General features: G+C 66.2%; 15 protein-coding genes. 9 read left to right on the top strand and 6 right to left on the bottom strand.

Features of this window, described 5'->3' with window-relative positions:
• Window positions 1–97 precede the first annotated feature (97 nt).
• Window positions 98–1021, top strand: a complete 924-nt coding sequence (locus B7Y64_RS10545; RefSeq protein ID WP_291328821.1) for a ZIP family metal transporter — start codon at window positions 98–100, stop codon at window positions 1019–1021.
• Between the two features lie 233 nt (window positions 1022–1254).
• On the opposite strand, the gene B7Y64_RS10550 is transcribed toward B7Y64_RS10545, so the two are convergent.
• Together B7Y64_RS10550 and B7Y64_RS10555 are read right to left on the bottom strand one after the other, a co-directional pair.
• Window positions 1255–2022, bottom strand: coding sequence for a LytTR family DNA-binding domain-containing protein (locus B7Y64_RS10550; RefSeq protein WP_291328823.1), 768 nt, complete (start codon window positions 2020–2022; stop codon window positions 1255–1257).
• Window positions 2003–3166, bottom strand: coding sequence for a histidine kinase (locus tag B7Y64_RS10555; protein WP_291328825.1), 1164 nt, complete (start codon window positions 3164–3166; stop codon window positions 2003–2005). The genes B7Y64_RS10550 and B7Y64_RS10555 overlap by 20 nt, the downstream gene beginning before the upstream one ends.
• A 51-nt stretch (window positions 3167–3217) precedes the next feature.
• On the opposite strand from B7Y64_RS10555, the gene argH reads away from it, so the two are divergent.
• Window positions 3218–4696, top strand: coding sequence for an argininosuccinate lyase (gene argH, locus B7Y64_RS10560; protein ID WP_291326910.1), 1479 nt, complete (start codon window positions 3218–3220; stop codon window positions 4694–4696).
• A 243-nt stretch (window positions 4697–4939) separates the two neighbouring features.
• Complete coding sequence (locus B7Y64_RS10565) at window positions 4940–5923, top strand: Bug family tripartite tricarboxylate transporter substrate binding protein (protein WP_024814366.1); 984 nt, start codon at window positions 4940–4942, stop codon at window positions 5921–5923.
• 161 nt (window positions 5924–6084) lie between these two features.
• On the opposite strand, the gene B7Y64_RS10570 is transcribed toward B7Y64_RS10565, so the two are convergent.
• Complete coding sequence (locus B7Y64_RS10570) at window positions 6085–6693, bottom strand: hypothetical protein (protein WP_024814367.1); 609 nt, start codon at window positions 6691–6693, stop codon at window positions 6085–6087.
• A 49-nt stretch (window positions 6694–6742) separates the two neighbouring features.
• Entirely contained in the window at window positions 6743–8860 is a 2118-nt protein-coding gene (locus B7Y64_RS10575; RefSeq protein ID WP_291326908.1) for a catalase, read from the bottom strand.
• A 264-nt stretch (window positions 8861–9124) separates the two neighbouring features.
• On the opposite strand from B7Y64_RS10575, the gene B7Y64_RS10580 reads away from it, so the two are divergent.
• Complete coding sequence (locus B7Y64_RS10580; RefSeq protein ID WP_291328833.1) at window positions 9125–15082, top strand: MG2 domain-containing protein; 5958 nt, start codon at window positions 9125–9127, stop codon at window positions 15080–15082.
• 37 nt (window positions 15083–15119) lie between these two features.
• On the opposite strand, the gene B7Y64_RS10585 is transcribed toward B7Y64_RS10580, so the two are convergent.
• Window positions 15120–15467, bottom strand: a complete 348-nt coding sequence (locus B7Y64_RS10585) for a hypothetical protein (protein WP_291326906.1) — start codon at window positions 15465–15467, stop codon at window positions 15120–15122.
• A gap of 557 nt (window positions 15468–16024) precedes the next feature.
• Between B7Y64_RS10585 and B7Y64_RS10590 the strand changes: the two genes are divergently transcribed.
• The 5 genes from B7Y64_RS10590 (at window position 16025) to B7Y64_RS10610 (ending at window position 24452) form a co-directional block, all read left to right on the top strand.
• A complete protein-coding gene (locus B7Y64_RS10590; protein WP_291326904.1) occupies window positions 16025–16663 on the top strand; it encodes a DUF937 domain-containing protein in 639 nt (212 codons plus the stop codon).
• 42 nt (window positions 16664–16705) lie between these two features.
• Complete coding sequence (gene pbpC / locus B7Y64_RS10595; protein WP_291326912.1) at window positions 16706–19036, top strand: penicillin-binding protein 1C; 2331 nt, start codon at window positions 16706–16708, stop codon at window positions 19034–19036.
• A 90-nt stretch (window positions 19037–19126) separates the two neighbouring features.
• Window positions 19127–21403 (top strand): diguanylate cyclase, encoded by a 2277-nt coding sequence (locus B7Y64_RS10600; RefSeq protein ID WP_291328827.1) that lies wholly within the window; start codon window positions 19127–19129, stop codon window positions 21401–21403.
• A 190-nt stretch (window positions 21404–21593) separates the two neighbouring features.
• Window positions 21594–22757, top strand: coding sequence for an alpha-hydroxy acid oxidase (locus B7Y64_RS10605; protein WP_291326900.1), 1164 nt, complete (start codon window positions 21594–21596; stop codon window positions 22755–22757).
• Window positions 22758–22778: 21 nt separating this feature from the next.
• Complete coding sequence (locus tag B7Y64_RS10610) at window positions 22779–24452, top strand: thiamine pyrophosphate-binding protein (RefSeq protein ID WP_291326898.1); 1674 nt, start codon at window positions 22779–22781, stop codon at window positions 24450–24452.
• A 114-nt stretch (window positions 24453–24566) separates the two neighbouring features.
• On the opposite strand, the gene B7Y64_RS10615 is transcribed toward B7Y64_RS10610, so the two are convergent.
• The coding region (locus B7Y64_RS10615) for an IS4 family transposase (protein ID WP_291328829.1) at window positions 24567–25649 on the bottom strand (1083 nt) is incomplete at its 5' end.

The following is a 25649-nucleotide window of genomic DNA, read 5'->3' on the forward strand; positions in this document are numbered from 1 at the left end:
CCGGCCACCGCGGGGGCGGCTTCGTTTTTTGGGGCCGTGTGCACCGAATTTTTATTAAAACATGCCGCTAAGGCATATCTAACAAGCGCATATAGCTATGACTTTAATAGCAATCATTCTGGCCACCCTGGCTGCGGGTATCGGCAGCGTCTGGCTGGCAGCGCTGCTGATGGGGGTGGGGCTCAAGGGGGGCGGCGCCAGTGTGGGGCCGCAGCGCCTGCTCAGCCTGGCGGCAGGCGCCCTGCTGGCCACCGCCTTCATGCACCTGTTGCCCGAGGCGTTTGAAAGTCATGTCGATGCCCACGACCTGTTTGCCACGCTGCTGGTGGGCCTGGTGTTTTTCTTTTTGCTCGACAAGGCCGAGCTCTGGCACCACGGCCACGAACACAGCCACGAACACAGCCACGGGCTGCCATCCGCCGCCGGGCACGGCGCGACCGGGCATGACCACGCTGCGCAAGTGCAGCAGGGGCGCGCACATCCACATGGACACACACATGGACACGACCACGACCATGCCGCCCATGACCATGACCATGACCATGCCCACTCTCACCACCATGGCCCCAAGGCCGGTGGCTGGGCCGTGTTGACCGGCGACAGCGTGCATTGCTTTGGCGACGGCATTTTGATTGCCTCGGCCTTCATGGCCGATATGCGGCTGGGTGTGATTGCCGCGTTTTCCGTGCTGGCCCACGAGGTGCCTCACCACATGGGCGACCTGGTGGTGCTGCGCCAGACCAGCCCGAACCGGCGCATGGCGCTGGTCAAGGTCTCGCTGGCCGGGGCCGTGACGGCGCTGGGTGGGCTGGTGGGGTATTTTCTGGTGGGGCAGCTGCACGACTGGCTTCCGTACTTTCTGGCCGTGGCCTCCAGCAGCTTTGTCTATGTGGCCCTGGCCGATCTGATTCCGCAACTGCAAAAGCGCCTCTCGGCGCGCGAGACCATGGCCCAGATCGTCTGGCTCCTGGTGGGCATGGGCCTTGTGATGCTGGTGAGCGGCGCGGCGCATGTCCACTGATACGGGTTTGCCTTCCACCGCATGACGTCGTTGGGTCGCCTTGTCGTGCCGCAGCACTGCCTGAAGCTCCCCGCCCATGTATCCGGTTCAAGGCAAATCCGTATGAGGCCAACGGATTGAGGCAACCTATGAAATGGATGCGGCCCAACCTGTAGCCGCCGTGCAAGGGCCGCCCCGCCGCACGGGCGGCGTTCCCCTGGGGGGAAGGCGCGCAGCGACTCAGGGGGGGCTTCCTATCCCGCCAACTCCTCGCGCACTGCCGCCACCTGGCGGCGCGACACCATCAGCAGCTCGGTCAGCCCCTGCAGGCGCACTGCCCAGCCTTCGCCTTCCTCGGGGTCGTAATGTTTTTCGAGCGCGCGCACGGCGCGGCGTGCCACCAGGGCGTTGCGGTGGATGCGCAAAAAGCGCGGGGCGAACTTGGTTTCCAGCTCGCTGAGCGAGCCGTCCATGATGTAGCTGCGCGTGGCGGTGCGCACGGTCACGTACTTCTGCTCGGCCTTGAAATACAGCACCTCGGCCAGGGGCAGGCGCTCGGTGCGGCCGCGGTCCTGGATGACCAGGGTTTCGCCGTCGGCCGCACCGTTGGCATGGTGGGTGCCGGTGGGGCCGATGGGTGCGCCCTGGCGGTGGCTGCGCTGGGCCTTGGTCAGGGCCTGCAACAGGCGCTCGCGCCGCACGGGCTTGGTGAGGTAGTCCACGGCGTCGAGTTCAAAGGCGCTCACGGCATGGTCGGCATGGGCGGTCACAAACACCACGGCGGGCGGGTGGGGCAGGGCCTGCACGGCGTGGGCCAGGCACAGGCCGTCCTGGCCGGGCATGTGGATGTCCAGCAGCAGCAGGTCGAAGGCCCGCCCGCCCGTGGGGGTGAGCTGCGCCAGGGCCTCGCCCGTGTTGGCGGCTTCGGCCACCGTGGTGCGCACGGTGTCCTGGCAATCGCCCAGCAAGGTGCGCAGTCGGCTGCGGGCCAGGGTTTCGTCGTCAACGATGAGGATGTTCATGGGCTGGAGCGGCGCGGGCCGGGGTTCGGGATGCGTGCGCAGGGGCGGCGGGCCTGGGCGTGGCGGGGGCCGGCAGGGTGATGCGCACCTGGTACAGGCCATCCTGCACACCCGCGCTGAACTCGCCCTGCACATCATGCAGCAGCGCCAGCCGGGCACGCACGTTGGCCAGCGCAATGCCGTGGCCCTTGGTAGCCGGCTCATCGCCCTGGCCGTTTTTGCCTTCCTTGGAGGGCAGGGTGTTGGTGATGCGCACCACCACGCGGCTGCCGCGCAGCTCGGTCAGCACGCGCAGCTTGCCGCCACGGGCACTGGGCTCCACGCCGTGCTTGACGGCGTTTTCCACCAGCGGCTGCAGCAGCAGCGGGGGCAGGCGGGCGTTGTCGGTGCGCGGGTCCAGGCTCCACTGCACCTGCAGGCGCTTGCCAAAGCGCACTTCTTCAATGGCCAGGTAGCGGCGCGCCAGCGTGATCTCTTCGGCCAGCGTGACGGCTTCGCCTTGCTCCACCAGCGCATGGCGAAACAGGTCACTCAGGTCTTCGAGCAGCGACTCGGCCTTGGCCGGCTCTTCGCGCACCAGGGCAATGGCGCTGTTGAGCGTGTTGAACAGAAAGTGCGGGCGGATGCGGGACTGCAATTCGGTCAGGCGCGCCGTGGTGGCTGCCGGGGTGCGCCCGCGTGCGCGCATCACCAGGGCCGCCACCAGCGCCGCCGACAGCAGCGCGCCGCTGGCCGCGCTGGCCAGCCAGGGCGGCTGCTCGGCCACGCCCACCAGGCTCAGCATGGCGCAGGCATACAAACCGGCAAGGGCGCCCAGCACCACACCCGCCGCAAACTGGCCATTGGTTCTGAGGCGCTGCAGCAGGGTCTTGAGGCTGCAGGCGGCAATCAGCCAGACCAGCGTGGCGGGCAGGGCGCCGCCGGTGAGCAGCGACACACGCGCCAGCCATTCCAGCGGGGTGCTGGCGCCATACAGGGCACCCACGCCGAGCACAATTTCCACAAACAGCACGGCGCGCAGCACCACGCCCACATGGCAGGCATCGAACACCAGCGCCCGCTGCACGGGAGCGCGTGGGCGGGGCCTTGCGGGCGCCGTTTCCAGCTCCAGGGGCTGGGTCGATAAAATTTGCTTGTTTTGCATTGAGGCATCCGGGTGTTCCGGGTGTCAGTTCCACCCGATTATTGCCCTGCCATGCCCACCAGCCAAGCCACGACCCCCTCCCACAACCAGCTCGACACCAAGGCGCAGGCATGGTCCGCACTGTTTTCCGAGCCCATGAGCGACCTGGTCAAGCGCTACACCTCCAGCGTGTTTTTTGACAAGCGCCTGTGGCAGGCCGACATTGCGGGCAGCCTGGCGCACGCCGACATGCTGGCTGCGCAGGGCATCATCTCTGCCTCCGACCACGCCTCCATCCAGCGCGGCATGGCGCAGATCACGGCCGAGATCGAATCGGGCGCCTTCGAGTGGAAGCTCGACCTGGAAGACGTGCACCTGAACATCGAAGCCCGCCTGACCCAGCTGGTGGGCGACGCCGGCAAGCGCCTGCACACCGGCCGCAGCCGCAACGACCAGGTGGCCACCGACGTGCGCCTGTGGCTGCGCGGCGAAATTGATTTGATTGGCGACCTGCTCAAGGAACTGCAGGTGGCGCTGGTCGATGTGGCGGCGCAAAACGTCGAGGTGATCCTGCCCGGCTTCACCCACCTGCAGGTGGCCCAGCCCGTGAGTTTTGGTCACCACATGCTGGCCTATGTGGAAATGTTTGCCCGCGACGCCGACCGCATGGCCGACGTACGCCGCCGCACCAACGTGCTGCCGCTCGGGTCAGCAGCGCTGGCCGGCACCACCTACCCGCTGGACCGCGAGCGCGTGGCAAAAACGCTGGGCATGGTGGACGCCAGCGGCCACCCCGTGGTGTGCCAGAACAGCCTGGACGCCGTGAGCGACCGCGACTTCGCCATCGAGTTCACCGCCGCCGCCAGCCTGTGCATGGTGCACGTCAGCCGTCTGTCTGAAGAACTCATCATCTGGATGAGCCAGAACTTCGGTTTCATCAAGATCGCCGACCGCTTCACCACGGGCTCGTCGATCATGCCGCAGAAGAAGAACCCCGACGTGCCCGAACTCGCGCGCGGCAAGACCGGCCGCGTGGTCGGCCACCTCATGGGCCTGATCACCCTGATGAAGGGCCAGCCCCTGGCCTACAACAAGGACAACCAGGAAGACAAAGAGCCGCTGTTTGACACCGTGGACACGCTCAAAGACACGCTGCGCATCTTTGCCGAAATGGTGGGCGGCCAGATCAACCCCGCCACGGGCAAAAAAGAAGGCGGCATCACCGTCAACGCGCCCGCCATGGAGCAGGCGGCACTGCGCGGCTACGCCACCGCCACCGACCTGGCCGACTACCTGGTCAAGAAGGGCCTGCCCTTCCGTGACGCGCACGAAACCGTGGCCCATGCCGTGAAAGCCGCCACCACGCATGCGTGTGACCTGTCGGAGCTGCCCCTGGCCGTGCTGCAGGGCTTTCACCCGCAGATCGAAAAAGACGTGTACGAGTGCCTTAGCCTGCGCGGCTCGCTCAACGCGCGCAACACGCTGGGCGGCACGGCGCCCGCGCAGGTGCGTGCGCAGATTGCACGCCATCAGGCACGGCTGGCGGTGTGACGCGGTTATATGTGAAATAGGGCTCTGGCGCTTGATGGCATTGCGCTAGCAGCTCTGTTTTTGGTAGCATTGGGTATCCCTGATGCGTGCGGACCGTGCGGCGCAACGCAGCTCGTGCTGCCGTTGGCCACACCGCCACCCGATACGCCGATATGCCGATATGCCGATGAGTGGTCTGGTGGCCGCGTTCTTTCTGCCTTGTTCCTGTGTTCCCCACCCGGTTGTTCCTTTGAGGAGTTGGATATGTCTTTGCGCCGCACCGTTGTTTCGCGCGCCTTGCGCGGCATGGCCGTTCTGGCAGCCGGCCTGGCCGTGTCTGCCGCCATGGCCCAGCCCAAACCCCTGCGCATCCTGGTGGGTTTTCCGCCCGGCGGTGGTACCGACGCCATTGCGCGCACGCTGTCCGAGCGCCTCAAGGACGCGCTGGGCGTGGCGGTGGTGGTCGAAAACCGGCCCGGTGCCGGTGGGCAGATTGCCGCACAGGTGCTCAAGGCATCGCCGCCCGACGGCACCACGGTGTTTCTCACACACGACCACACCATCTCCATCTTGCCGCTGGTGGTGAAGAACCCCGGCTACCAGCCCGACCACGACTTTGTGCCCGTGGGCGGCTTTGCCACCTTTGTGAATGCCTTTGCCGTGTCGGGCGGCACCCCGGCCACGGGCTTTGGCGACTATGTGCAGTGGGTGCGCACGCAGGGCGGTGGCAAGGGCGCCGTGGGCATTCCGGCGCCTGCATCCACCCCCGAGTTTCTGGTGAAGGTAGTGGGTGAAAAATTCCAGCTTGATCTGGTGTCGGCCCCCTACCGAGGCGCTGCGCCCATGATGGCCGACATGCTGGGCAATCAAATCAGTGCGGGCGTGGGCTCGGTGCAAGACTTCATGGAAAACCACAAGGCCGGCAAGCTGCGCGTGGTGGCGGTGCTGGGCACCAAACGCCAGGCGGCCATGCCCCAGGTGCCCACGTTCGACGAGCTGGGCCTCAAGGGGTTTGAAGACCTGCCGTATTACGGCTTCTATGCCCCGGCCGGCACCTCGCAAAAATTCATCACCCAGTTCTCGGTGGCGCTGGCCAAGGTGGTGGCCGAGCCCGAGGTGCGCCACCACCTCACCGCCATGGGCCTCACCGTAGGCTTCATGACACCGCAGCAACTGGCCACGCGTGAGCACGCCTACACCGAAGCCTGGCGCCGCATCATCAAGACCAGCGGGTTTGTGCCGCAGTAAGCCTGCCAGGGCGGGGGGCAGCCCGAGGTTCGAAAATTCACGTAAAAATAGCTTCTGGCGCTTGATGGATAAGCGCTAGCAGCTATTATTGTTATAGCGTATGCCCGCCGCCATGGCAGCGGTCATACCGGCGTGCACAACAGCGGACATGTGCCCTGGCGTTACAGCATGGCCTCGCGCTGCTGCTCGGCGCGCGATGCGCCAATGGCGGTTTCCACCTTTTTCACTTCTTCTGGCGGCGGCAGCACGGCGGGCATGCCCAGCGCCTCGATCGCCAGCTCGCGGCTCCAGCCCTTGGTGTGGTAGAGGTGGTGGTCTTCCTGCTTTTCGACCGCCTCGTGCGCGGCTTTCAGGGCTTTGCCCAGGTCGCCGGTGGCCGCTTCAGCCACCTTGCCCAGCAGCTCCCAGTTGGCGTGGTCTTTGGTTTCGGCGTGCACCACGCATTCGGCAGCCACCAGCTGGGCCGCCGCCGGGTCTGCGCCCTTCTGGGCCATCTGCATGGCCTTCACCAACGATTCGCCAATGTGCTTGACCACCTGGCGTGTGGGCGTTTGCGTGTCGGGGCTCAAGCCCAGCGTGTCGCACAAACCGCGTACCACCTTCTGGTGGGTCAGCGTCTCCTCCAGATACTCTTCCCACTCTTTTTTCAGGTCGGGGTTGATGGCGCAGGCGATGGCGGTGCGGTACACCTGCTCGCCACCGAGCTCGGTTTCCATCATCTGGATGACCAGATCGTTGAGTTGCTGGCTGTCATAGCGTGCTTTGGACATGGGATCTCCTTGGGTTGCTGTGGTGAGGTGTTGAACGGTTGCAGCTTGCTTACGCCAGCGTGCGCAACTTGGGCTCGCGGTCCCATTGGCGGGTCTGGGCGGCGGCGATGAAACCTTGCACATCGGCCGGGTCCAGCACGCCCGCATCGGGCTCGATGCCACCGGCCTGCAGGATGGCCTGTGTGCCCTTGCAGGCGGCAATGGCCTTGAGGTGACCAAAGGCATCGCGGAACCAGTCCACGGCCGCGGCCTCCTTGGCCAGCACGGCGCCCATGTCGGGCGACAGGATGGAGGCCACGGCGTCAAAAACCACGGAAGGCGTTCCAGCGAGCTGGCCGTCGGCGGGCAGCAGGGTGCCGTCTTTCAGCACCGCACCGCCCACCTTGGGCGCCACGATCTTCACCGTGGCGCCGGCCTTTTCCAGCGCCTTGCGAAGGTTGGCCACCGAGGTGCCGTTGGACCCATCGGCCACCAGGATGCCGACGCAGCGCCCCTGCAGCGTGGGTTTCATGCGGTCGATGATGCGCAGCGCGGGCGACAGCGGCAGGTCTTGCACGGGCTCCACCGTCGGCGGCGCAGGCGGCAGGGCCTGCATGCCCAGGCCGTCGGCCACGCGCTGGGCCAGTTCGGCATCCACATGCTGCAGGTGGCCCACCACGGCCTCCCGCACATGGGGCGTGCCCACCTTGGACAGCTCGAACACCGTGGCCGATGCCATGTGCGCCTGCTCCAGCGGGCTCTGGCTGCGGTAAAACATGCGCGCCTGGCTGTAATGGTCGGCAAAACTCTCGGCGCGCACGCGGCCTTTCACACCATCATCGGCCTGGGCAAAGTGACGAAAGCCCTGGGCCTGCGATGCGCGCGGGCTGTCGGCCTGCAGGCTGCTGGGCTCGTAGTTCACGCGGCCCTTGGGCACCTGCATCTGCATGTGGCCATCGCGCTGGTTGTTATGGAAAGGGCACTTGGGGGCGTTGATGGGGATCTGCGCAAAGTTGGGCCCGCCCAGGCGCGAAAGCTGCGTGTCCAGGTACGAGAACAGCCGGCCCTGCAGCAGCGGGTCGTTGCTGAAATCGATGCCTGGGGGCACGTTGGCGGGGCAAAAGGCCACCTGCTCGGTCTCGGCAAAAAAGTTGTCGGGCCAGCGGTTGAGCACCATGCGGCCAACCGGCTGCAGCGGGATCAGCTCTTCGGGGATGAGCTTGGTGGGGTCGAGGTGGTCGAACGGGAAGTCTTGCGCATCCTCATCGGTAAAGAGCTGCACCGACAGCTCCCACTCTGGGAAGTCGCCCGCCTCGATGGACTCGAACAGGTCGCGCCGGTGAAAGTCGTTGTCGGCCGATTGCAGCTTGACGGCCTCGTCCCACACGGTGGACTGGATGCCCAGCTTGGGGCGCCAGTGGAACTTCACAAACGTGCTTTCGCCCGCCGCGTTCAGCAGGCGAAAGCTGTGCACGCCAAAGCCTTCCATCATGCGCAGGCTGCGCGGCAGGGTGCGATCGCTCATGGCCCACATCACCGTGTGCAGGGTTTCGGGCATCAGCGAGACGAAATCCCAGAACGTGTCGTGTGCGCTGGCGGCTTGCGGAAAGCCCCGGTCGGGCTCCATCTTCACGGCGTGCACCAGGTCGGGGAACTTCATCGCGTCCTGAATAAAGAACACGGGGATGTTGTTGCCCACCAGGTCCCAGTTGCCTTCGGGCGTGTAGAACTTCACGGCAAAGCCACGCACGTCACGCGGCGTGTCCACCGAGCCCGCGCCACCGGCCACGGTGGAAAAGCGCGTGAACACGGGCGTTTGCACGCCCACTTCGGTCAGCACCTTGGCGGTGGTGTATTGCTTGAGCGAATGCGTCAGCTCAAAAAAGCCGTGCGCCGCCGAGCCGCGCGCATGCACGATGCGCTCGGGGATGCGTTCGTGGTCAAAGTGCGTGATCTTCTCGCGCAGGATGAAGTCTTCGAGCAGCGTGGGGCCGCGGGGCGCAGAGCGCAGCGAGTTCTGGTTGTCGGCGACCGGGATGCCCAGCTGCGTGGTCAGCACCGGGTGGGTGCCCTTGGCTTGCTGCTGCAACTCGCCTGCGTTGCCGCGGTGGCTGTCGGCCTGGGTGGAAGACGGTTTGGCAACGGGCGATCGGGTGGCCGCGCTGCGCGGGGTGGGGGTTCGGGCCATGGGTGCTCCTGTGGGGGTGCTGGACAAGGGGTTCTGGACAGGCGCTTATCTTTGTGCCGGGCAAAGCCATGTGGCGTAGGACGCCGCCCCATGGGTCCGTCGTCGCCGTTTATCGAAACGCCGCCAGCGGCGGGCCGCGCGGGCCACACGTAAGCGCATGCAACGCAACACGGTCTGTCGTGCCGTTTTGTTACCCTTGCCCCTACCTTCGGAGGGGAAAGCGTGAACGCAAAAAAATGGACGGTGGCTGCCAGTCTGGCGCTGATGGCGTGGGGCGCGCACGCCCTGCAGATCTCCCACTTTTCGCCGCAGGGCGAGGTGGCGCGCGTGCGCCAGATGGTGGCCAAGTTCGACGCTGCGGCCGTCCGGTTTGGTGACCCCAAGGCGCCGGCCCCCCTGAACCTCAGTTGCAGCGATGCCGCCGCCACCCAGGGCACGGGCCGCTGGACCAGCGAGCGCGAATGGGTCTTCGACTTTGACAACGACCTGCCGCCCGGCGTGCGCTGCACCGTGACTGCCAAATCGGGGTTCAAATCGGCTTCTGGCGCTTTATTGACGGGCGCAACAAGCTATCAGTTTAGTAGTGGTGGCCCTTTTGTCCAGAGCGTGCGACCCGGCACCTACGAAGAGATCGACGAAGAACAGTTCTTTGTGCTGCAACTGAGCGGCCCGGCCACGCTGGCCAGCGTGCAGGCCAACGTGTGGTGCGCCGTGGAAGGGGTGGGCGAGCGCGTGCCGGTGCGGCTGATCGAGGGCGACCAGCGCAGCGAAATGCTGAAATCGCTGGGGCTGGAGCAGCGCGCGCTCAAGGATCCGCTGCAATTTGTTTCGCTGGCCTGCAACCGGCGCCTCACCTCGGGCTCGCGCCTGCAGCTGGTGTTTGGCAAAGGCGTGGCCACGCCCAGTGGCGTGCCCAACGCGGTGGAAAAGCGCTTTGACTACAAGGTGCGCCAGCCTTTTGCCGCCGAGTTCAGTTGCGAGCGCGAGAACGCCCAGGCCGCCTGCCTGCCGATCCGGCCGCTGCAACTGGCCTTCAACGCGCCCGTGCCGCGCAAGCTGGCAGCCGCCATCCGCCTGAAATCGCCCACCGAAACCCTGCAGCCGCGCCTGGACGGTGGCGCCGAAGGCCCGCAGGCCGATGCCCTGGTGAACAGCGTGCAGTTTGCCGCACCCCTGGCCGAAAACGCGGCCTTCACGCTGGAGCTGCCCCGGGATTTCAAGGATGCCTCGGGCCGCCCGCTGCGCAATGCCGACAACTTTCCGCTCAAGGTGGCCACGGGCGGCATGCCGCCGCTGGCCAAATTTGCGGCCGCGCCGTTTGGCGTGGTGGAGCGCTTTGCCGAAGGCCCTGCGGCCGACAAGCCGCCTGCGCTGCTGCCCGTGACGCTGCGCAATGTCGAGGCAGCCCTGCGTGTGCAGGCGCTGCAGCCGGGCACGGCCAACCCCAAGGCCCCCGCAGGCAAGGTCAGCACCCTCAAGCCCCGCACCGATGCCGACATCATTGCCTGGTTCAAAAAGGTGCACCGCTACAACAGCCATGTGGTGGACCGCAAAGAGGCGCGCAAGGACATCACCGGCCCGCTGCCCCCAGTGCTGGACAAAGACATCGACAAGGACTACGTGCAGTCGCGCATGCTGTCGCTGCTGGCTGGCAAGGGCGGGGTCAAGACGCTGGATTTGCCCCAGCCCGCCGGCAACGACCCGCGCCCGTTCGAGGTGGTGGGTATTCCGCTGGCTCCGGGCTTCCATGTGGTGGAGATCGCCTCGCAAAAGCTGGGCGCCTCGCTGCTCGATGAACGCCATGGCAACGCCCGCACGATGTTTGTGCGCACTTCGGCCCTGGTCACCAACCTGGGCGTGCATTTCAAGCTGGGCCGCGAAAACGCCCTGGCCTGGGTCACCACGCTGGACAAGGGCCAGCCGGTGCAGGGCGCCACGGTGCGGGTGTCTGACTGCAAGGGCAACGAACTGGCCAACGCCTTGACCGACGCGCAGGGCATTGCCCGCATCGAAGGCCTGTCGTCCGACCCCAGCCGCTGCAACGACGGGGGCGACTATGGCGAAGGCGGCAGCGCCTATTTTGTGAGTGCGCGCCAGACAGGCGCCGATGGCGTGGAGGACATGGCCTTCACCTGGAGCGACTGGCAGCGTGGCATTGAGCCCTGGCGCTTCAACGTGCCCACCAGCACCGAGGCCCGCCCCGACGAGCGCGCCCACACCATTTTTGACCGCACGCTGCTGCGCGCGGGCGAGACGGTGTCGATGAAGCATCTGCTGCGCGCTGAAACGCGCCAGGGCTTTGCCTTGCCCACCGCGCGGCCCGACACCCTGGTCATCACCCATGTGGGCAGCGGCCAGCAGTTCACCCAGCCACTGGCATGGCGCAACACCGCCACGGGCGGCCTGAGCGCCCAGAGCAGCTTTGCCCTGCCGCCAGCGGCCAAGCTGGGGGTGTACCAGGTGGAGCTGCGCATCGATGCCAGCACCGGCCGCGGCTTCGGCTCGGGCGAGTTTCGGGTGGAGGAGTTCCGCCTGCCGGTGCTGCAAGGCCGCATCGCGCCCAGCGACAAGAAAGCACTGGTGCATGTGCGCTCGGTGCCCACCGATGTGCAGATCAACTACGTGGCCGGGGGCGGCGCGGCCAACCTGCCGGTGCGTGTGTCGGCCCTGGTGCGCGGCAAACATCTGCAGTTCAGTGACTACGAAGCGTTCAGCTTCAGCCCCCCGCGCAAGCGCGAGCACGCCAATGCCCGCAGTGATGACGAGGAAGCCACGGCCAGCCAGGATGCGCGCGTGATTGCCGACAAGCTGCCGCTCACGCTGGACCGCAGCGGCGCGGGCAAGCTCACCATCGACAACGTGCCCCAGGCGCGCCAGCCGCAAGAGCTGCTGCTGGAGGCCACCTACGCCGACCCCAATGGCGAAGTGCAGACGATTCGCAGCACCCAGACGCTGTGGCCCGCCGCCGTGGTGGCGGGCATCAAGACCGAGGGCTGGGTGTCGGCCCGCCAGAAAATGCGTTTTCAGGCGCTGGCGCTGCAGCACGATGGCAAGGCCGCGCCCGACACCAGCCTTCAGGTGCAGGCCATTGCGCGCATCACCACCACCACGCGCAAGCGCATGGTGGGCGGGTTCTACAGCTACGACAACCAGACCGAAACCAAAGACCTGGGCACCGTGTGCACCGGCAAGAGCGACAGCCGCGGCCTGCTGCTGTGCGAGTCCAGGCTCGACGAGGCCGGCGAGGTGGAGCTGGTGGTAACGGCCACCGACCGCGATGGCAACACCAGCGAGGCCGCATCGTCGGTGTGGGTCACGCGCCAGGGCGAGTTGTGGTTTGGCGGCGAGGACCACGACCGCATCGATCTGCTGCCCGAGAAGAAAAGCTACCAGATCGGCGAGACCGCCAGGTTCCAGGTGCGCATGCCGTTCCGCTTTGCTACGGCCCTGGTGGCGGTGGAGCGCGAGGGCATCATCGACACGCAGGTGGTGCAGCTCAATGGCCAGGACCCCACGGTGAGCCTGAAAGTGCAGCCCGACTGGGGGCCCAACGTGTACGTGAGCGTGCTCGCCCTGCGCGGCCGCCTGCGCGAGGTGCCGTGGTACAGCTTCTTCACCTGGGGCTTCAAGGCACCGCGCGAGTGGTGGACGTCCTTCTGGTACGAGGGCAAGGAATACCAGGCGCCCACGGCGCTGGTGGATTTGTCCAAGCCCGCGTTCCGCCTCGGCCTGGCCGAGATCCGCGTGGGCACGCAGGCCCACCAGATCGACGTGAAGGTGACGGCCGACAAGGAGAGCTACGCCGTGCGCGGCAAGGCCCAGGTCACCATCACCGCCACGCTGCCCGGTGGCAAGCCTGCGGCCAACGCCGAGGTGGCCCTGGCCGCCGTGGACCAGGCCCTGCTGGAGCTGATGCCCAACACCAGCTGGAACCTGCTCGAAGCCATGCTGCAGCGGCGCAGCTGGGGCGTAGAAACCTCCACCGCACAGATGGAGATCATCGGCCGCCGCCACTATGGCAAAAAGGCCGTGCCCGCAGGCGGTGGCGGGGGCAGGGCGCAGACGCGCGAGCTGCTCGACACCCTGCTGCTGTGGGAGCCTGCCATCAAGCTTGATGCCAACGGCCAGGCCAAGGTGACGGTGCCGCTCAACGATGCGCTGACCACCTTCAAGATCGTGGCGGTGGCCGATGCAGCCACCGGCCTGTTCGGTACGGGCAGCACGAGCATCCGTGCCACGCAGGACCTGCAGATCATCAGTGGCCTGCCGCCGCTGGTGCGCGAGGACGACCAGTTCCGTGCCCAGATCACGCTGCGCAACACCACCAAGGCGGCGATGAAGGTGGAGGTGGCACCGCGCGCCACGCTGCTCGATTTGAAGCCGCAAAGCATCGATATCCCGCCCGGAGAGGCGCGCGAGGTGGCGTGGAGCGTGACGGCACCCGCGCAACTGGCGCAGACCCGCGCCCAGGCCATCCTGTGGGAGATCGAAGCCAAAGACCAGGTCAGCGGCGCGCGCGACGCCCTCAAGGTCAGCCAGAAGCTGATCCCGGCCGTGCCGCTCACGGTGCAGCAGGCCACTCTGGTGCAGGTGGAGGGCAGCTTCAACCTGGATGTGAATCCGCCCGCCGACGCCTTGCCGGGCCGGGGCGGCCTCAAGATGTCGCTGCAGCCCAAGCTGGCCGAAGGCTTGCCGGGCGTGCGCGACTGGTGGGCGCGCTACCCGTTTGCCTGCCTGGAGCAAAAGACCAGCAAGGCCGTGGGCCTGCGCGACGGCGCGCTGTGGCAAACCGTGGTGGCGCAACTGCCCACCTACCTTGATGGCGACGGCCTGGCCAACTACTTCCCGCCGCGCGATGGCGACAGCAACCGGGGCAGCGACACGCTCACCGCCTATCTGCTGGCCACCGCGCATGAGGCAGCCAGCATCAACCCCGCGTTTGCGCTGCCCGACGAAGCCCGCGCACCCATGGAACGTGGCCTGATCGCGTTTGTCGAGGGCCGCATCGAGCGCAACTTCTGGAGCCCGCGCAAAGACCTCGACATGCGCAAGCTCGCGGCCATCGAGGCGTTGTCTCGCTACGGCAAGGCGCAGGGCCGCATGGTCAGCAGCATCACCATTGCGCCCAACCAGTGGCCCACGCACACGGTGATCGACTGGGTGAATGTGTTGAAGCGTGTGGCCGATGTACCCCAGCGCGACCAGCGTCTGGCCGAGGCCATGCAGATCCTGCGTGCGCGCCTGTCGTTTCAGGGCACCAAACTCATCTTCAGCACCGAGCAAGACGACTACTGGTGGTGGCTGATGCAAAACGGTGATGTCAACACCGCGCGCCTGATGCTGGCCGTGATGGACGACCCGGCCTGGAAAGACGACATGGGCCGCTTGGCCAACGGCTTCATCAGCCGCCAGCAAGCGGGTGCCTGGCACACCACCACGGCCAACCTGTGGGGCGGGCTGGCGCTGGAAAAATTCAGCGCCAGGTTCGAGGCCACGCCGGTGTCGGGCACCACCAAGGCCACGATGTCCGGCAACACGTCCAGCGTGGACTGGAGCAAGGTCGAGCGCGTGAAGGCCAGCGACATGACCGGCGCCGCGCACCAGGCCACCTGGTTTGGTGCACCCGCATCGCCGGGCAACCTCAAGAACAACGACATGTTCCTGCCCTGGGGCAAAGCCGGTGGCAAGGAGGGCCTGGCGGTGGCACACCATGGCTCGGGCAAGCCGTGGCTCACCCTGCAGTCCGTGGCCGCCATAGCGCTCAAGGCGCCGTTTGCAGCGGGGTATGCCATCACCAAGACCATCACGCCGGTGGAGCAGGCCAACCCATCGCTGCCGGCAGGCCAGTACACGCGCGGCGACGTGCTGCGCGTGACGCTCACGGTCAACGCCAGCGCCAACATGACCTGGGTGGCCATCACCGATCCCATCCCGGGCGGCGCAACCATCCTGGGCAGTGGCCTGGGCCGCGATTCCGAGATCGCCACGCAGGGCGAGAAGAAGAGCGGCAGCGGCTGGCCCGCTTTCGAGGAGCGCAGCTTCGAATCCTTTCGCAGCTACTACGAGTTTCTGCCCAAGGGGGTGGTGAAGATGGAATACACCGTGCGTCTGAACAACGCCGGCGATTTTGCGTTGCCCCCAAGCCGCGTGGAGGCACTGTATTCGCCGGAAATGTTTGGCGAGTCTCCCAATGCGCGCGTGAAGGTAGAGCCGGTGAAGTGAGCAGGCACCGCTGCGCAGCCCAATCCCTCCGCCCTGCCTAAGCCGCGTTGCCGTGGCCTGAGGGCCTGGCGTGCAGGCGCACCAGGGTGAACAGGTGCCACTGCGCAGCCAGCAGCGCACCATAGGCGGCACACTCCAGCCACTCCTCCAGCACCAGGGCCACCGTCCCCAGGCCCGGGGCGGCGGCATCACGGGGCAGCTGACCCTCGAAATGCGAAGCCGCCATGGCCGCAACCGCTGCCAGCACGAGCTCTACCCAGACAAACGGGGTTGAGCGCGCCAGTCTGTACAACATGGAAAGTGCCTTGGAGCGCACCAGCGCCACCCCGGCCGCCACCAGCACGGCCCCGATGGCGGGGTACACGAAGGGCTTGTACCAGAGCACGGAAGACGAATAGATCGGGCCCGACCAACCATCCCCAGCGGCGCAGCCCACAGCGTGGCACCCCAGCTGAGCTCGCGTGCGGCCAGTACCAGCCACACCATGACAGCGGTGTAGCCCAGGGCCGCATGGCCGGTGCGCGCAAACCACCACGCCAGCCCGGCGCCGGCCAGCAGCTGCACCAGCTGCAGGTTCTCCAGCACCCCGTTTTCCCAGCCCATGGTCACGGGCAGCCACGGGGCCATGGGATAGCCCAGCAGGGCCCAGAGCACGCAGCCAGCCCACAGTAGGCGGCGCGTGCGGGCCACGCGGCAGGTGTCCGCAGCGGGCGGGACGGCAAAAATATCGGAAACAGGCATGAAGGGGAAATGTACTGGAACAGCGCCCTGGCAGGCGGCGAAAAAAAGCCTCTATTGTCACCAAGGTTTCACAGTGCATCAGGCGGGGCGGCTGCGGGTAGTGCGGCAGCCGAAGGTGCCTGACTCCCGCCGCTCACCCTGGGCCGCCAGACACCGCCATCAGTTAACCTAGCGGCCCGCATTTCTTTCTGAAGGCACACCATGAACGCACCCGCCTCTCTCACCGATGAATTGCTGTCGCAGCTGCAGGGCGCGCCGCTGCAGCAGATTGCCAGCCAGTTGGGCACCAACCCCTCGCAGGCGCAGAGCGCGGTAGCGGCGGCGCTGCCCATGCTGCTGGGCGCCCTGGGGCGCAACGCAGCGCAGCCCCAGGGCGCGGCCGACCTGTTTGGCGCCCTGCAGCGCGACCACGTGGGCCGCGCCGCTGGCGGTGGCGGGCTCGGCGATCTGCTGGGCTCGGTGCTCGGCGGAATGGGAGGCGGCGGCGGTGCCGGGGGTGCCGCCGATGGCGCCAGCATCCTGGGCCACATTTTTGGGGGCAACCAGCAGCGCGCCGAAGCGGGTCTGGGCCAGGCCACGGGCCTGGGGGCCAATGCGGGGCAGCTGCTGCAGATCCTTGCCCCCATCGTGATGGCGTTTCTGGCGCAGCGCACTCAGGCAGGCGGCATGGACGCCGGTGGCCTGGGCGCGGTGCTGGGCCGTGAGCACGCCCAGGTGCGCCAGCAGGGTGGCGTGGGCGGCGACCTGCTGGGCAGCCTGCTCGACCAGGACGGCGACGGCCAGGTCGGGCTGGGTGATCTGATCAAGATCGGTGGCGGCCTGCTGGGCGGGCGCCGCTGAGCCTCCCGGCACCCCGTGCAGGCCCTTGGCTTACGGCAGCGGCTGCGCGGGGCTCTGCCACGCATCGCTTCATTTTTAATAGCTGCTTGCGCAAGCACAGCAAGCGCTCTGCCCACTTTTAATGAAGTTCGCGCAGATTTTCGCCCGTCGGACACCCTGATCCTCTCGCGCGAGGGCGAGGTGCTGCATCGCCTGCGCACCGATGCGACGGTGCGGCGCGGGCAGTGGGTGCCGCTGGCCGATGTGTCGCCCGCGCTGCGCCAGGCGCTGGTGCTCAGCGAGGACAAACGATTTTTTGAACACAGCGGCGTGGACTGGCGCGCCGCCTCGGCCGCTGCCTGGGGCAACCTGTGGAACCAGCGCACGCGCGGGGCCAGCACCATCACCATGCAGCTGGCGGGTTTGCTCGACGGGGACTGGCGCCAGGGCCCCGGCGGCCGCACCGTGGTGCAAAAGCTGGGGCAAACGGTGGCCGCGCAGGTGCTCGACCGGCGCTGGCGCAAGGACCAGATTTTGGAGGCCTACCTCAACCTCGTACCGTTTCGCAGCGAGCTGGTGGGCATTGATGCGCTGAGCCGCACGCTGTTTGGCAAGGCCGCCCACGGGCTGGACGACCGCGAGGCGGCTGTGGCGGCGGCGCTGGTGCGCGCGCCCAATGCTCGGCCCGCGCTGGTGGCGCAGCGGGCTTGTGGCGTGCTGCGCGACATGCAAGCCAGCGTCAGCACCAGCCCGTTGCAGCGGCGTGCCAAGGGGGCAGCACCGGCGGCGGGGTTGCCGGTTGATTGCGATGCGCTCGAATTCTTCACCACCGCCGCGCTGCAGCGCCGTGCGTTCGATGCCAGCGAAGGCGTGGCGCCGCACTTTGCCCGCCATCTGCTGCGCCAGCGGTTCAAGGACGGGGCGGTGCCCCCCGAGCGCGTGCCCAGCACGCTGCGCGCGCCGCTGCAGCGCTTTGCCGTGCAGAGCCTGCAGCAGCACCTGCGCGAGCTGCGTGGCCGCAATGTCGAAGACGGCGCCGTGCTGGTGCTGGACAACGCCACGGGCGCGGTGCTGGCCTGGGTGGGGTCTTCGGGGGCGCTGAGCCAGGCCAGTGAGGTCGATGGCGTGCTGGCGCTGCGCCAGCCGGGCTCCACGCTCAAGCCATTTTTGTATGCCCAGGCGATCGCCGAGCGGCGGCTCACGGCGGCCTCGCTGGTGCATGACTCGCCTGCGCAAATCACCACGGCCAGCGGCCTGTATATCCCGCAGAACTACGACCGGCAGTTCAAGGGCTGGGTGTCGGTGCGCACGGCGCTGGCGGCCTCGCTCAACGTGCCGGCAGTGCGCGCGCTGGTCATGGTCACGCCCGATGCGTTTCATCGCCAGCTGGCTGCCGTAGGCCTGCCGCTGCGCGAAAGCGGTGATTATTTTGGCTACAGCCTGGCGCTGGGCAGCCCCGAGGTGCCGCTGCTGCACCTGACCAATGCCTTTCGCACACTGGCCAACGGCGGGCGTGCCAGCGCGGTGGCGGTGGCGGCCGATGCCAAGCCGCTGTTCACCGCCGCACTGGATGCGCGGGCGGCTTTCATCGTGGGCGACATCCTGTCGGACGGCAATGCGCGCGCCCGCACCTTTGGCACCGACAGCGTGCTGGCCACGCGCTTTTGGAGCGCCGTGAAAACCGGCACCAGCAAGGACATGCGCGACAACTGGGCCGTGGGCTGGTCTGAGCGCTACACCGTGGGCGTGTGGGTGGGCAACGCCAGCGGCGCGGCCATGCACGATGTGAGCGGCACCAGCGGCGCGGCGCCCATCTGGGCCGCGATGATGGGCTTTTTGCACGCACGCGAGCCGGGCCCGGCGCCCCGGCCACCGGTGGGGCTGGTGAGGGCGCCTGTACGGTTTGGCCCGGCACCGCTGGCACCCGCTGGCAGCCCGCCGCTGGAGGCCGCGCGCCAAGAATGGTTTGTGCCGGGCACGCAACAGGCTTTGTTTGCTATTGATTCAGTAGCTTATGGCGCTTATACAGAAAGGGCTAGAGGCCAAAAAGACCAAAAATCATCCGTGGGCAGCGCCACAACGGCCTCAGCAGCCACGGCAGCCACAGTCATCACCACGGGCGCCCGCATCACCGCGCCCGCGCCCGGCACCGTGGTGGCGCTCGACCCCGATATTCCACCCACGCGCCAGCGCCTGCACCTGCGGGCCAGCGGGCAGGGCCTTTATTGGCGCATGGACGGCAAGCCGCTGGGGCGTGGGCCGCAGGTGGCGTGGCTGCCGTGGCCAGGGCGCCATGTGATACAAATCACTGATGCAGCGGGCACCGTGCTGGACGAGGTGCGCATTGAGGTGCGAGGGGCCGGGGTGCTGCCCGGCGCCGCACCCGGGCGGTAAGCTGGGCCAGCGCAGCGCGCCTTGTGCCGGGTGTCGGGTCTGCACCAAGCCAGTGCTTACGATTGTAAAAATCTAGTTCCATCGCTGTTTGTGCGCCTACCTGCCACTTCCCGTCTGATCTTGCTGGCCCTGCTGCTGTCCTTGGGCATTGGCGGGCTTTTTGCCCGCAGCATCTGGACGCTGCGCGAAGAGGCATGGAACAACGCCGAGCGCACCAACACCAACCTGGTGCGCGCGCTCGACCGCAGCATCGCCCGCACGATGGAGGCGTTTGACCAGTCACTGCAGGGGGTGGTGGAGGGCATGACCGACCCGCGCGTGATGGCCCTGCCGTTGGCCATGCGCAACCTTGCACTGTTCGACAACTCGCTGCGCGTGCAAGGCGTCGGCTCCATTTTGGTGCTGGACCCGGCTGGCAATGTGGTGATGGATTCCGAACACGCGGTGCCCCGCAAAGCCAACTTTGCCGATCGCGATTACTTCAAGGTGTTTGAGAGCGGTGCCCACACGGGCCTGTATGTGGGCGCGCCGGTGCGTGCGCGCCTGAGCGGCCTGCTCAGCTTGCCCGTGAGCCGCGCTTTCTATGATTCCCAAGGCCAGCTGGCCGGGGTGGTGGTGGGCACCATCCGGCTGGCGCATTTTCAGGGTTTGTTTGAAGAGCTGAACCTGGGCGCTGGCGGCGCCCTGAACCTGTTCCGGGCCGATGGCGTTCTTGTCACGCGGTTTCCCTTCAGCGAGGACGTGCTGGGCCGCAGCCTGGCGGGCACGCCCACCATGCGCAATATGCAGGCGGCCCGCAGCGGCACCTTCACGGGCCGTGCGGCGCTTGACAAGGTAGAGCGGCTTTACGCCTTCCGGCATGTGGGCGACTACCCCCTGATGGTGAACGTGGCCCAGTCGGTCGATTCCATCTTGGTCGGCTGGTACCGCAGCGCCTGGCTTTCAGGCAGCTTTGCCCTGGTGCTGATGGCCGCCTGCGTGGGGCTGGCGGTGCTTTTTGCGCGCGAGTTGGGCCGCCGCCAGGAGGTGGGCGCCCAGCTGCAACAGGCCGAGCACGACCTGCGCACCATCCTGAACAACCTGCCGTCCATGATTGGTTACTGGGATCGCGACCTGCACAACCGCTTTGCCAACCACGCCTATGTGGAATGGTTTGGCAAGGCGCCCGACGAAATGCGCGGCAAGCATATCCGCGAGCTGCTGGGCGAGGAACTGTACGAAAAGAACCGGCCTTATCTGGAACATGCGCTGCAGGGCCACGAACAGCTTTTCGAGCGCACCATCGTGGACCCCACGGGCACGGAACGCTACGCCATCGCCTCGTATGTGCCCGACATGGTCGGCGACCAGGTGCGCGGCATTTTTGTGCAGGTGACCGACATCACCGAGCGCAAGCGCATGGAAGAAGCGCTGTTCGAGGAAAAGGAGCGCATGCGCCTGACACTCAAGTCGATTGGCGATGCCGTGGTCTGCACCGATGCGCAGGGCGTGGTCACCTACCTGAACCCCGTGGCGCAGCGCCTGACCGGCTGGCAGGGGTTTGACGCCGCGGGCCGCAATGTGGACGAGGTGATGCGCCTGGTCACCCCGGACGGACAGGCGCCCCAGACCAGCCCGCTGCGCCAGGCCCTTGCGCAGAAAAAAGCCGTGGAGCCCACGCGCGGCGTGCTGCTGCACCGTACCAGTGGCCAGCGCTTTGATGTGGAGGAAACGGCCAGCCCCATCACCGACCGCCATGGCGAGATCACCGGCGCCGTGGCCGTGCTGCGCGATGTGACCGAAAGCGTCGCCATGGCCGAACGCATGGCGCACCTGGCGCAATACGACGCGCTCACCGACCTGCCCAACCGCCTGCTGTTGCAAGACCGGGCCCGCCAGGCGCTGGCCCATGCGCGGCGCGACGGCAAGTTTGTGGCCGTGATGTACATCGATCTCGATGGCTTCAAGCAAATCAACGACACGCTGGGCCACGACATGGGCGACAAGCTGCTGGTGCAACTGGCCAAGCGCCTTACGGGCGCCGTGCGCGTGTCCGACACGGTGTGCCGCCAGGGGGGCGACGAATTTGTGGTGATGCTGCCAAGCATCGACACCGCAGAGCAGGCCTGCCATGTGGCCACCAAGATCATGGCGGCCTGCAGCCCGGCGTATGTGATCAATGACCAGGTGCTGTCGGTGGGGTTGAGTGGCGGCATTGCCCTGTTCCCCCAGCATGGCGAGAACTTCGATGAGCTGTCTCGCCATGCCGACGCGGCCATGTATGCCGCCAAAATGGCGGGTCGGCAGCAGTTTCGCCTGTATGTGGGGGCCGATGCCGAGCCCGTGCCGGTGGCGCCAAGCAACGGCCTCGCCACGGAAAACTCCTGAATTAATAGCTGCTAGCGCTTGATGCATAAGGGCTAGAGTCGGTTTTTGCTTGTATTTTGCGCTGGGGCACCGCGGTGTTGGTATGTGGGCGCGAAATTTGTTGCAAGGCCGCGCAAATAATTTTGATGGTCCCGGCGTGCGCAGCCACCTACCATGCGCTGTCAAACCCTTTGTTACCCGGAGTGTCCAAGTGCCCAATTTGTCCACAGTTACCTGCATCGAAGACCTGCGTGTAGTTGCCAAGCGCCGTGTGCCACGCATGTTCTATGACTACGCTGATTCGGGCTCGTACACCGAGGGCACCTACCGCTCCAACACGGCCGATTTTCAGGGCATCAAGCTGCGCCAGCGCGTGGCCGTGAACATGGAGGGCCGCAGCACCCGCACCACCATGGTGGGCCAGGACGTGGCCATGCCCGTGGCCATTGCGCCCACGGGCCTGACGGGCATGCAGCATGCCGATGGCGAAATTCTGGGCGCGCGTGCGGCCAAGGCGTTTGGCATTCCGTTCACGCTGTCGACCATGAGCATCTGCTCTATCGAAGACGTGGCCCAGCACGCCGGCCCCGGCTTCTGGTTTCAGCTGTATGTGATGCGCGACCGCGACTACATCGAGCGCCTGATCGACCGCGCCAAGGCCGCTGGCTGCTCGGCGCTGCAGCTCACGCTGGATCTGCAGATCCTGGGCCAGCGCCACAAGGACATCAAAAACGGCCTGTCGTCGCCCCCGAAGCCCACGCTGGCCAACCTCATCAACCTGGCGACCAAGCCGCACTGGTGCCTGGGCATGCTGGGCACCAAACGCCGCACGTTTGGCAACATCGTGGGCCATGCCAAGGGCGTGGGCGACATGTCGTCGCTGGCATCGTGGACGGCCGAGCAGTTTGACCCGCAGCTCAACTGGGGCGATGTGGAGTGGATCAAAAAGCGCTGGGGCGGCAAGCTGATTCTGAAGGGCATCATGGACGCCGAAGACGCGCGCCTGGCGGTCAACAGCGGTGCCGATGCGCTCATCGTCAGCAACCACGGCGGCCGCCAGCTCGATGGCGCGGCTTCGTCCATTGCCGCACTGCCTGCCATCGCCGAGGCGGTGGGCAAGGACATCGAGGTGTGGATGGACGGCGGCATCCGCAGCGGCCAGGACGTGCTCAAGGCCCGTGCCCTGGGCGCGCGCGGCACGCTGATTGGCCGCAGTTTCTTGTATGGCCTGGGTGCCTATGGCGAGGCGGGCGTGACCCGGGCGCTGCAGATCATCCAGAAAGAGCTGGACATCACCATGGCGTTCTGCGGCCACACCAACATCAACACGGTGGACCGGGGCATTTTGCTGCCGGGCACCTACCCGCTCGCCTGAGTGGATTAATCAGCCCAGCCCATGACAAACTCCCGCACCGGCGGCCAGATCCTGGTCGATCAGCTCCTCATCCACGGCGTGCAGCAACTGTTTTGCGTGCCCGGCGAAAGCTACCTGGCCGTGCTCGATGCGCTGCACGATGCCCACATTGCCGTTACCGTGTGCCGCCAGGAGGGCGGCGCGGCCATGATGGCCGAGGCGCAGGGCAAGCTCACGGGCCAGCCCGGTATCTGCTTTGTGACGCGCGGGCCGGGCGCCACCAACGCGGCCGCAGGCATCCACATTGCGCACCAGGACTCCACCCCGCTCATCCTGTTTGTGGGCCAGGTGGCACGCGGTGCCATGGGGCGCGAGGCGTTTCAGGAGCTCGACTACCGCGCCGTGTTTGGCACCATGGCCAAGTGGGTGGTGCAGATCGACGACCCGGCGCGCATGCCCGAGCTGGTCTCGCGCGCCTTCCACGTTGCCACCTCGGGCCGCCCCGGCCCCGTGGTGGTGGCGCTGCCCGAAGACATGCTGGTGCAAGCCGCCACGGTGGCCGATGCCTTGCCTTACCAGGTCACCGAAACACACCCCGGTGCGGCGCAGATGGCCGAGTTGCAGCAACGCTTGCAGGCGGCACAGCAGCCCGTGGCGATTGTGGGCGGCAGCCGTTGGTCTGCGCAGGCAGTGCAAGCGTTCACGGCGTTTGCCCAGGCGTGGTCCATTCCGGTGTATTGCTCGTTTCGCCGGCAAATGCTGTTCCCGGCCACGCACGCCTGCTACGGCGGCGACCTCGGGCTGGGCGTGAACCCCAAGCTGTTGGCACGCATCAAGGCGTCCGACCTGGTGCTGGTGGTGGGTGGGCGTTTGTCCGAAGTGCCTTCGCAGGGCTACGAGCTGTTCGACATCCCCACACCCGCGCAACCCTTGGTGCATGTGCACGCCGATGCCGACGAGCTGGGCAAGCTTTATCGCCCCGCGCAGGCCATTCATGCTACGCCGCAGGCCTTTGCTGCCGCGTTGAATGCCGTGCGCCCCCAGGCGAACGTGCCATGGAAAGCCCACACCGAGGCTGCGCACGCCGAATACCTGGCGTGGAGCGACCCGGCGCCCATCCGCATCCCTGGCGCGCTGCAAATGGGCGAGGTGATGCAGCACCTCAAGGAAGTGATGCCCGCCGACACCATTTTCTGCAACGGCGCGGGCAACTTTGCCACCTGGATTCACCGTTTCTGGCCCTTCACCACCTACGCGAGCCAGCTCGCGCCCACCAGCGGCTCCATGGGCTACGGCCTGCCTGCGGGCGTGGGCGGCAAGCGCCTGTGGCCCCAGCGCGAAGTGATGGTCTTTGCGGGCGATGGAGACTTCCTCATGCACGGCCAGGAATTTGCGACCGCCGTGCAGTACGGCGTGCCCATCATCGTGGTGATCCTGGACAACGCCATGTACGGCACCATCCGCATGCACCAGGAGCGTGAGTACCCCGGCCGCATCAGCGCCACGCAGCTTAAGAACCCCGACTTCAAGGTCTATGCCCAGGCCTTTGGTGGCCATGGCGAGCGCGTGGAGCATACGGAAGACTTTGCTCCGGCTCTTGCCCGCGCCCGCGTCAGCGGCTTGCCCAGCGTGCTGCACTGCCTGATCGACCCTGAGGCGATCACGCCCACGGGAACCCTGCAGGGCATTCGCAGCGCGGCTCTCGCCAAGAAGTAAATTTATTCATAGAAGAATGAAATCTGATGTTTCATAAACTTCTATGAATATTGAATTACTTTTTGATTTCGGTTGAGTGGTTGTTTTGGTTGGCAATATTCCAGTAGTGTCCGGTTAAAAGTTGAACAAATTCAACTGGTTAGCGGCGGGCAGCTCAATGGATTGGGAGCGGTCGGCCTGCAGGGCGCATGAAATCTGGGTTTTCTCGAAAACTGACACCGACAAGATCTGTAGACATGTGTAGAGCGAGGCATCGAGATGAAGCTCCTTCTTGACGATAGCGATGAGCACGTAGGTGGACACGGCGCACCAGATTTGCGTCTTCACGGCGTTCTCGCTGGTGCCCAGGAATCGCTTGATACGCAAGTGCTGCTTGATCCATTTGAAGAACAGCTCGACCTGCCAGCGACTTTTGTAGAGCGCGGCAATCGACAAGGCGGGCAGCGTCGTGTTGTTGGTCAGAAAGACCAGCGTCTTGCCCGATTCGGGGTCTTTGAATCGGATGCGCCGCAGGTGCTCGGGGTACTTCTTGGCCGAGTAATGGCCGTTGAGAATCACGCGTTGGTCGCAAATGATGCCTGTGCTGCGGTCGACGGGATCGGAGTACACGCGCCGAGCGTCCATGCCCGCTTTGGCTCGGGTGACGAAGAATGCGCCAGCCTGATGCATGGCATACAGGCGAGCAAAGTCGACGTATCCACGATCCATCACGTAAAAAGCGCCCGCCTCGACAGGCAGGATGTCGAGTACGTTGACGTCGTGGAGTTTGCCGTCGCTGATGTGAATGAACGCGGGAATGGCACCGCGCAGGTCCAGCAGCGTGTGCAGCTTGATGGCGGCCTTGGTCGAACGAAACGGCGCCCAGTCGAACAAGCTCAGGCACAGGTCGATGGTGGTGGCGTCCAAGGCGTACACACTGGCATCGAGATCGAGCACCGTTGGCTCTTGGGCATACAGGGCTCTGGCCCGCACGATCAGCCGCTGCGCCAGCGCATGGTAAATCCGCCAGTCGCGCGAGTTCAACGCATCGGCCAACGTCGAGCGTGCTGGGGGTGCCTTCAAACCCATGTGAAATAGCTTGCCACGATTGGCGGCCAGGCAGGCTTCGATGTCGCGCAGCGATTCGCGCCATGTGAGCTGGGAGAACGCCATGACACGAAACAGGTCTGCGCATCCCAGGGTGCGAACACCTGCATC

This window comes from Acidovorax sp. 35-64-16 (assembly GCF_002281195.1).
In the GTDB taxonomy this organism is placed as follows: domain Bacteria; phylum Pseudomonadota; class Gammaproteobacteria; order Burkholderiales; family Burkholderiaceae_C; genus Acidovorax; species Acidovorax defluvii.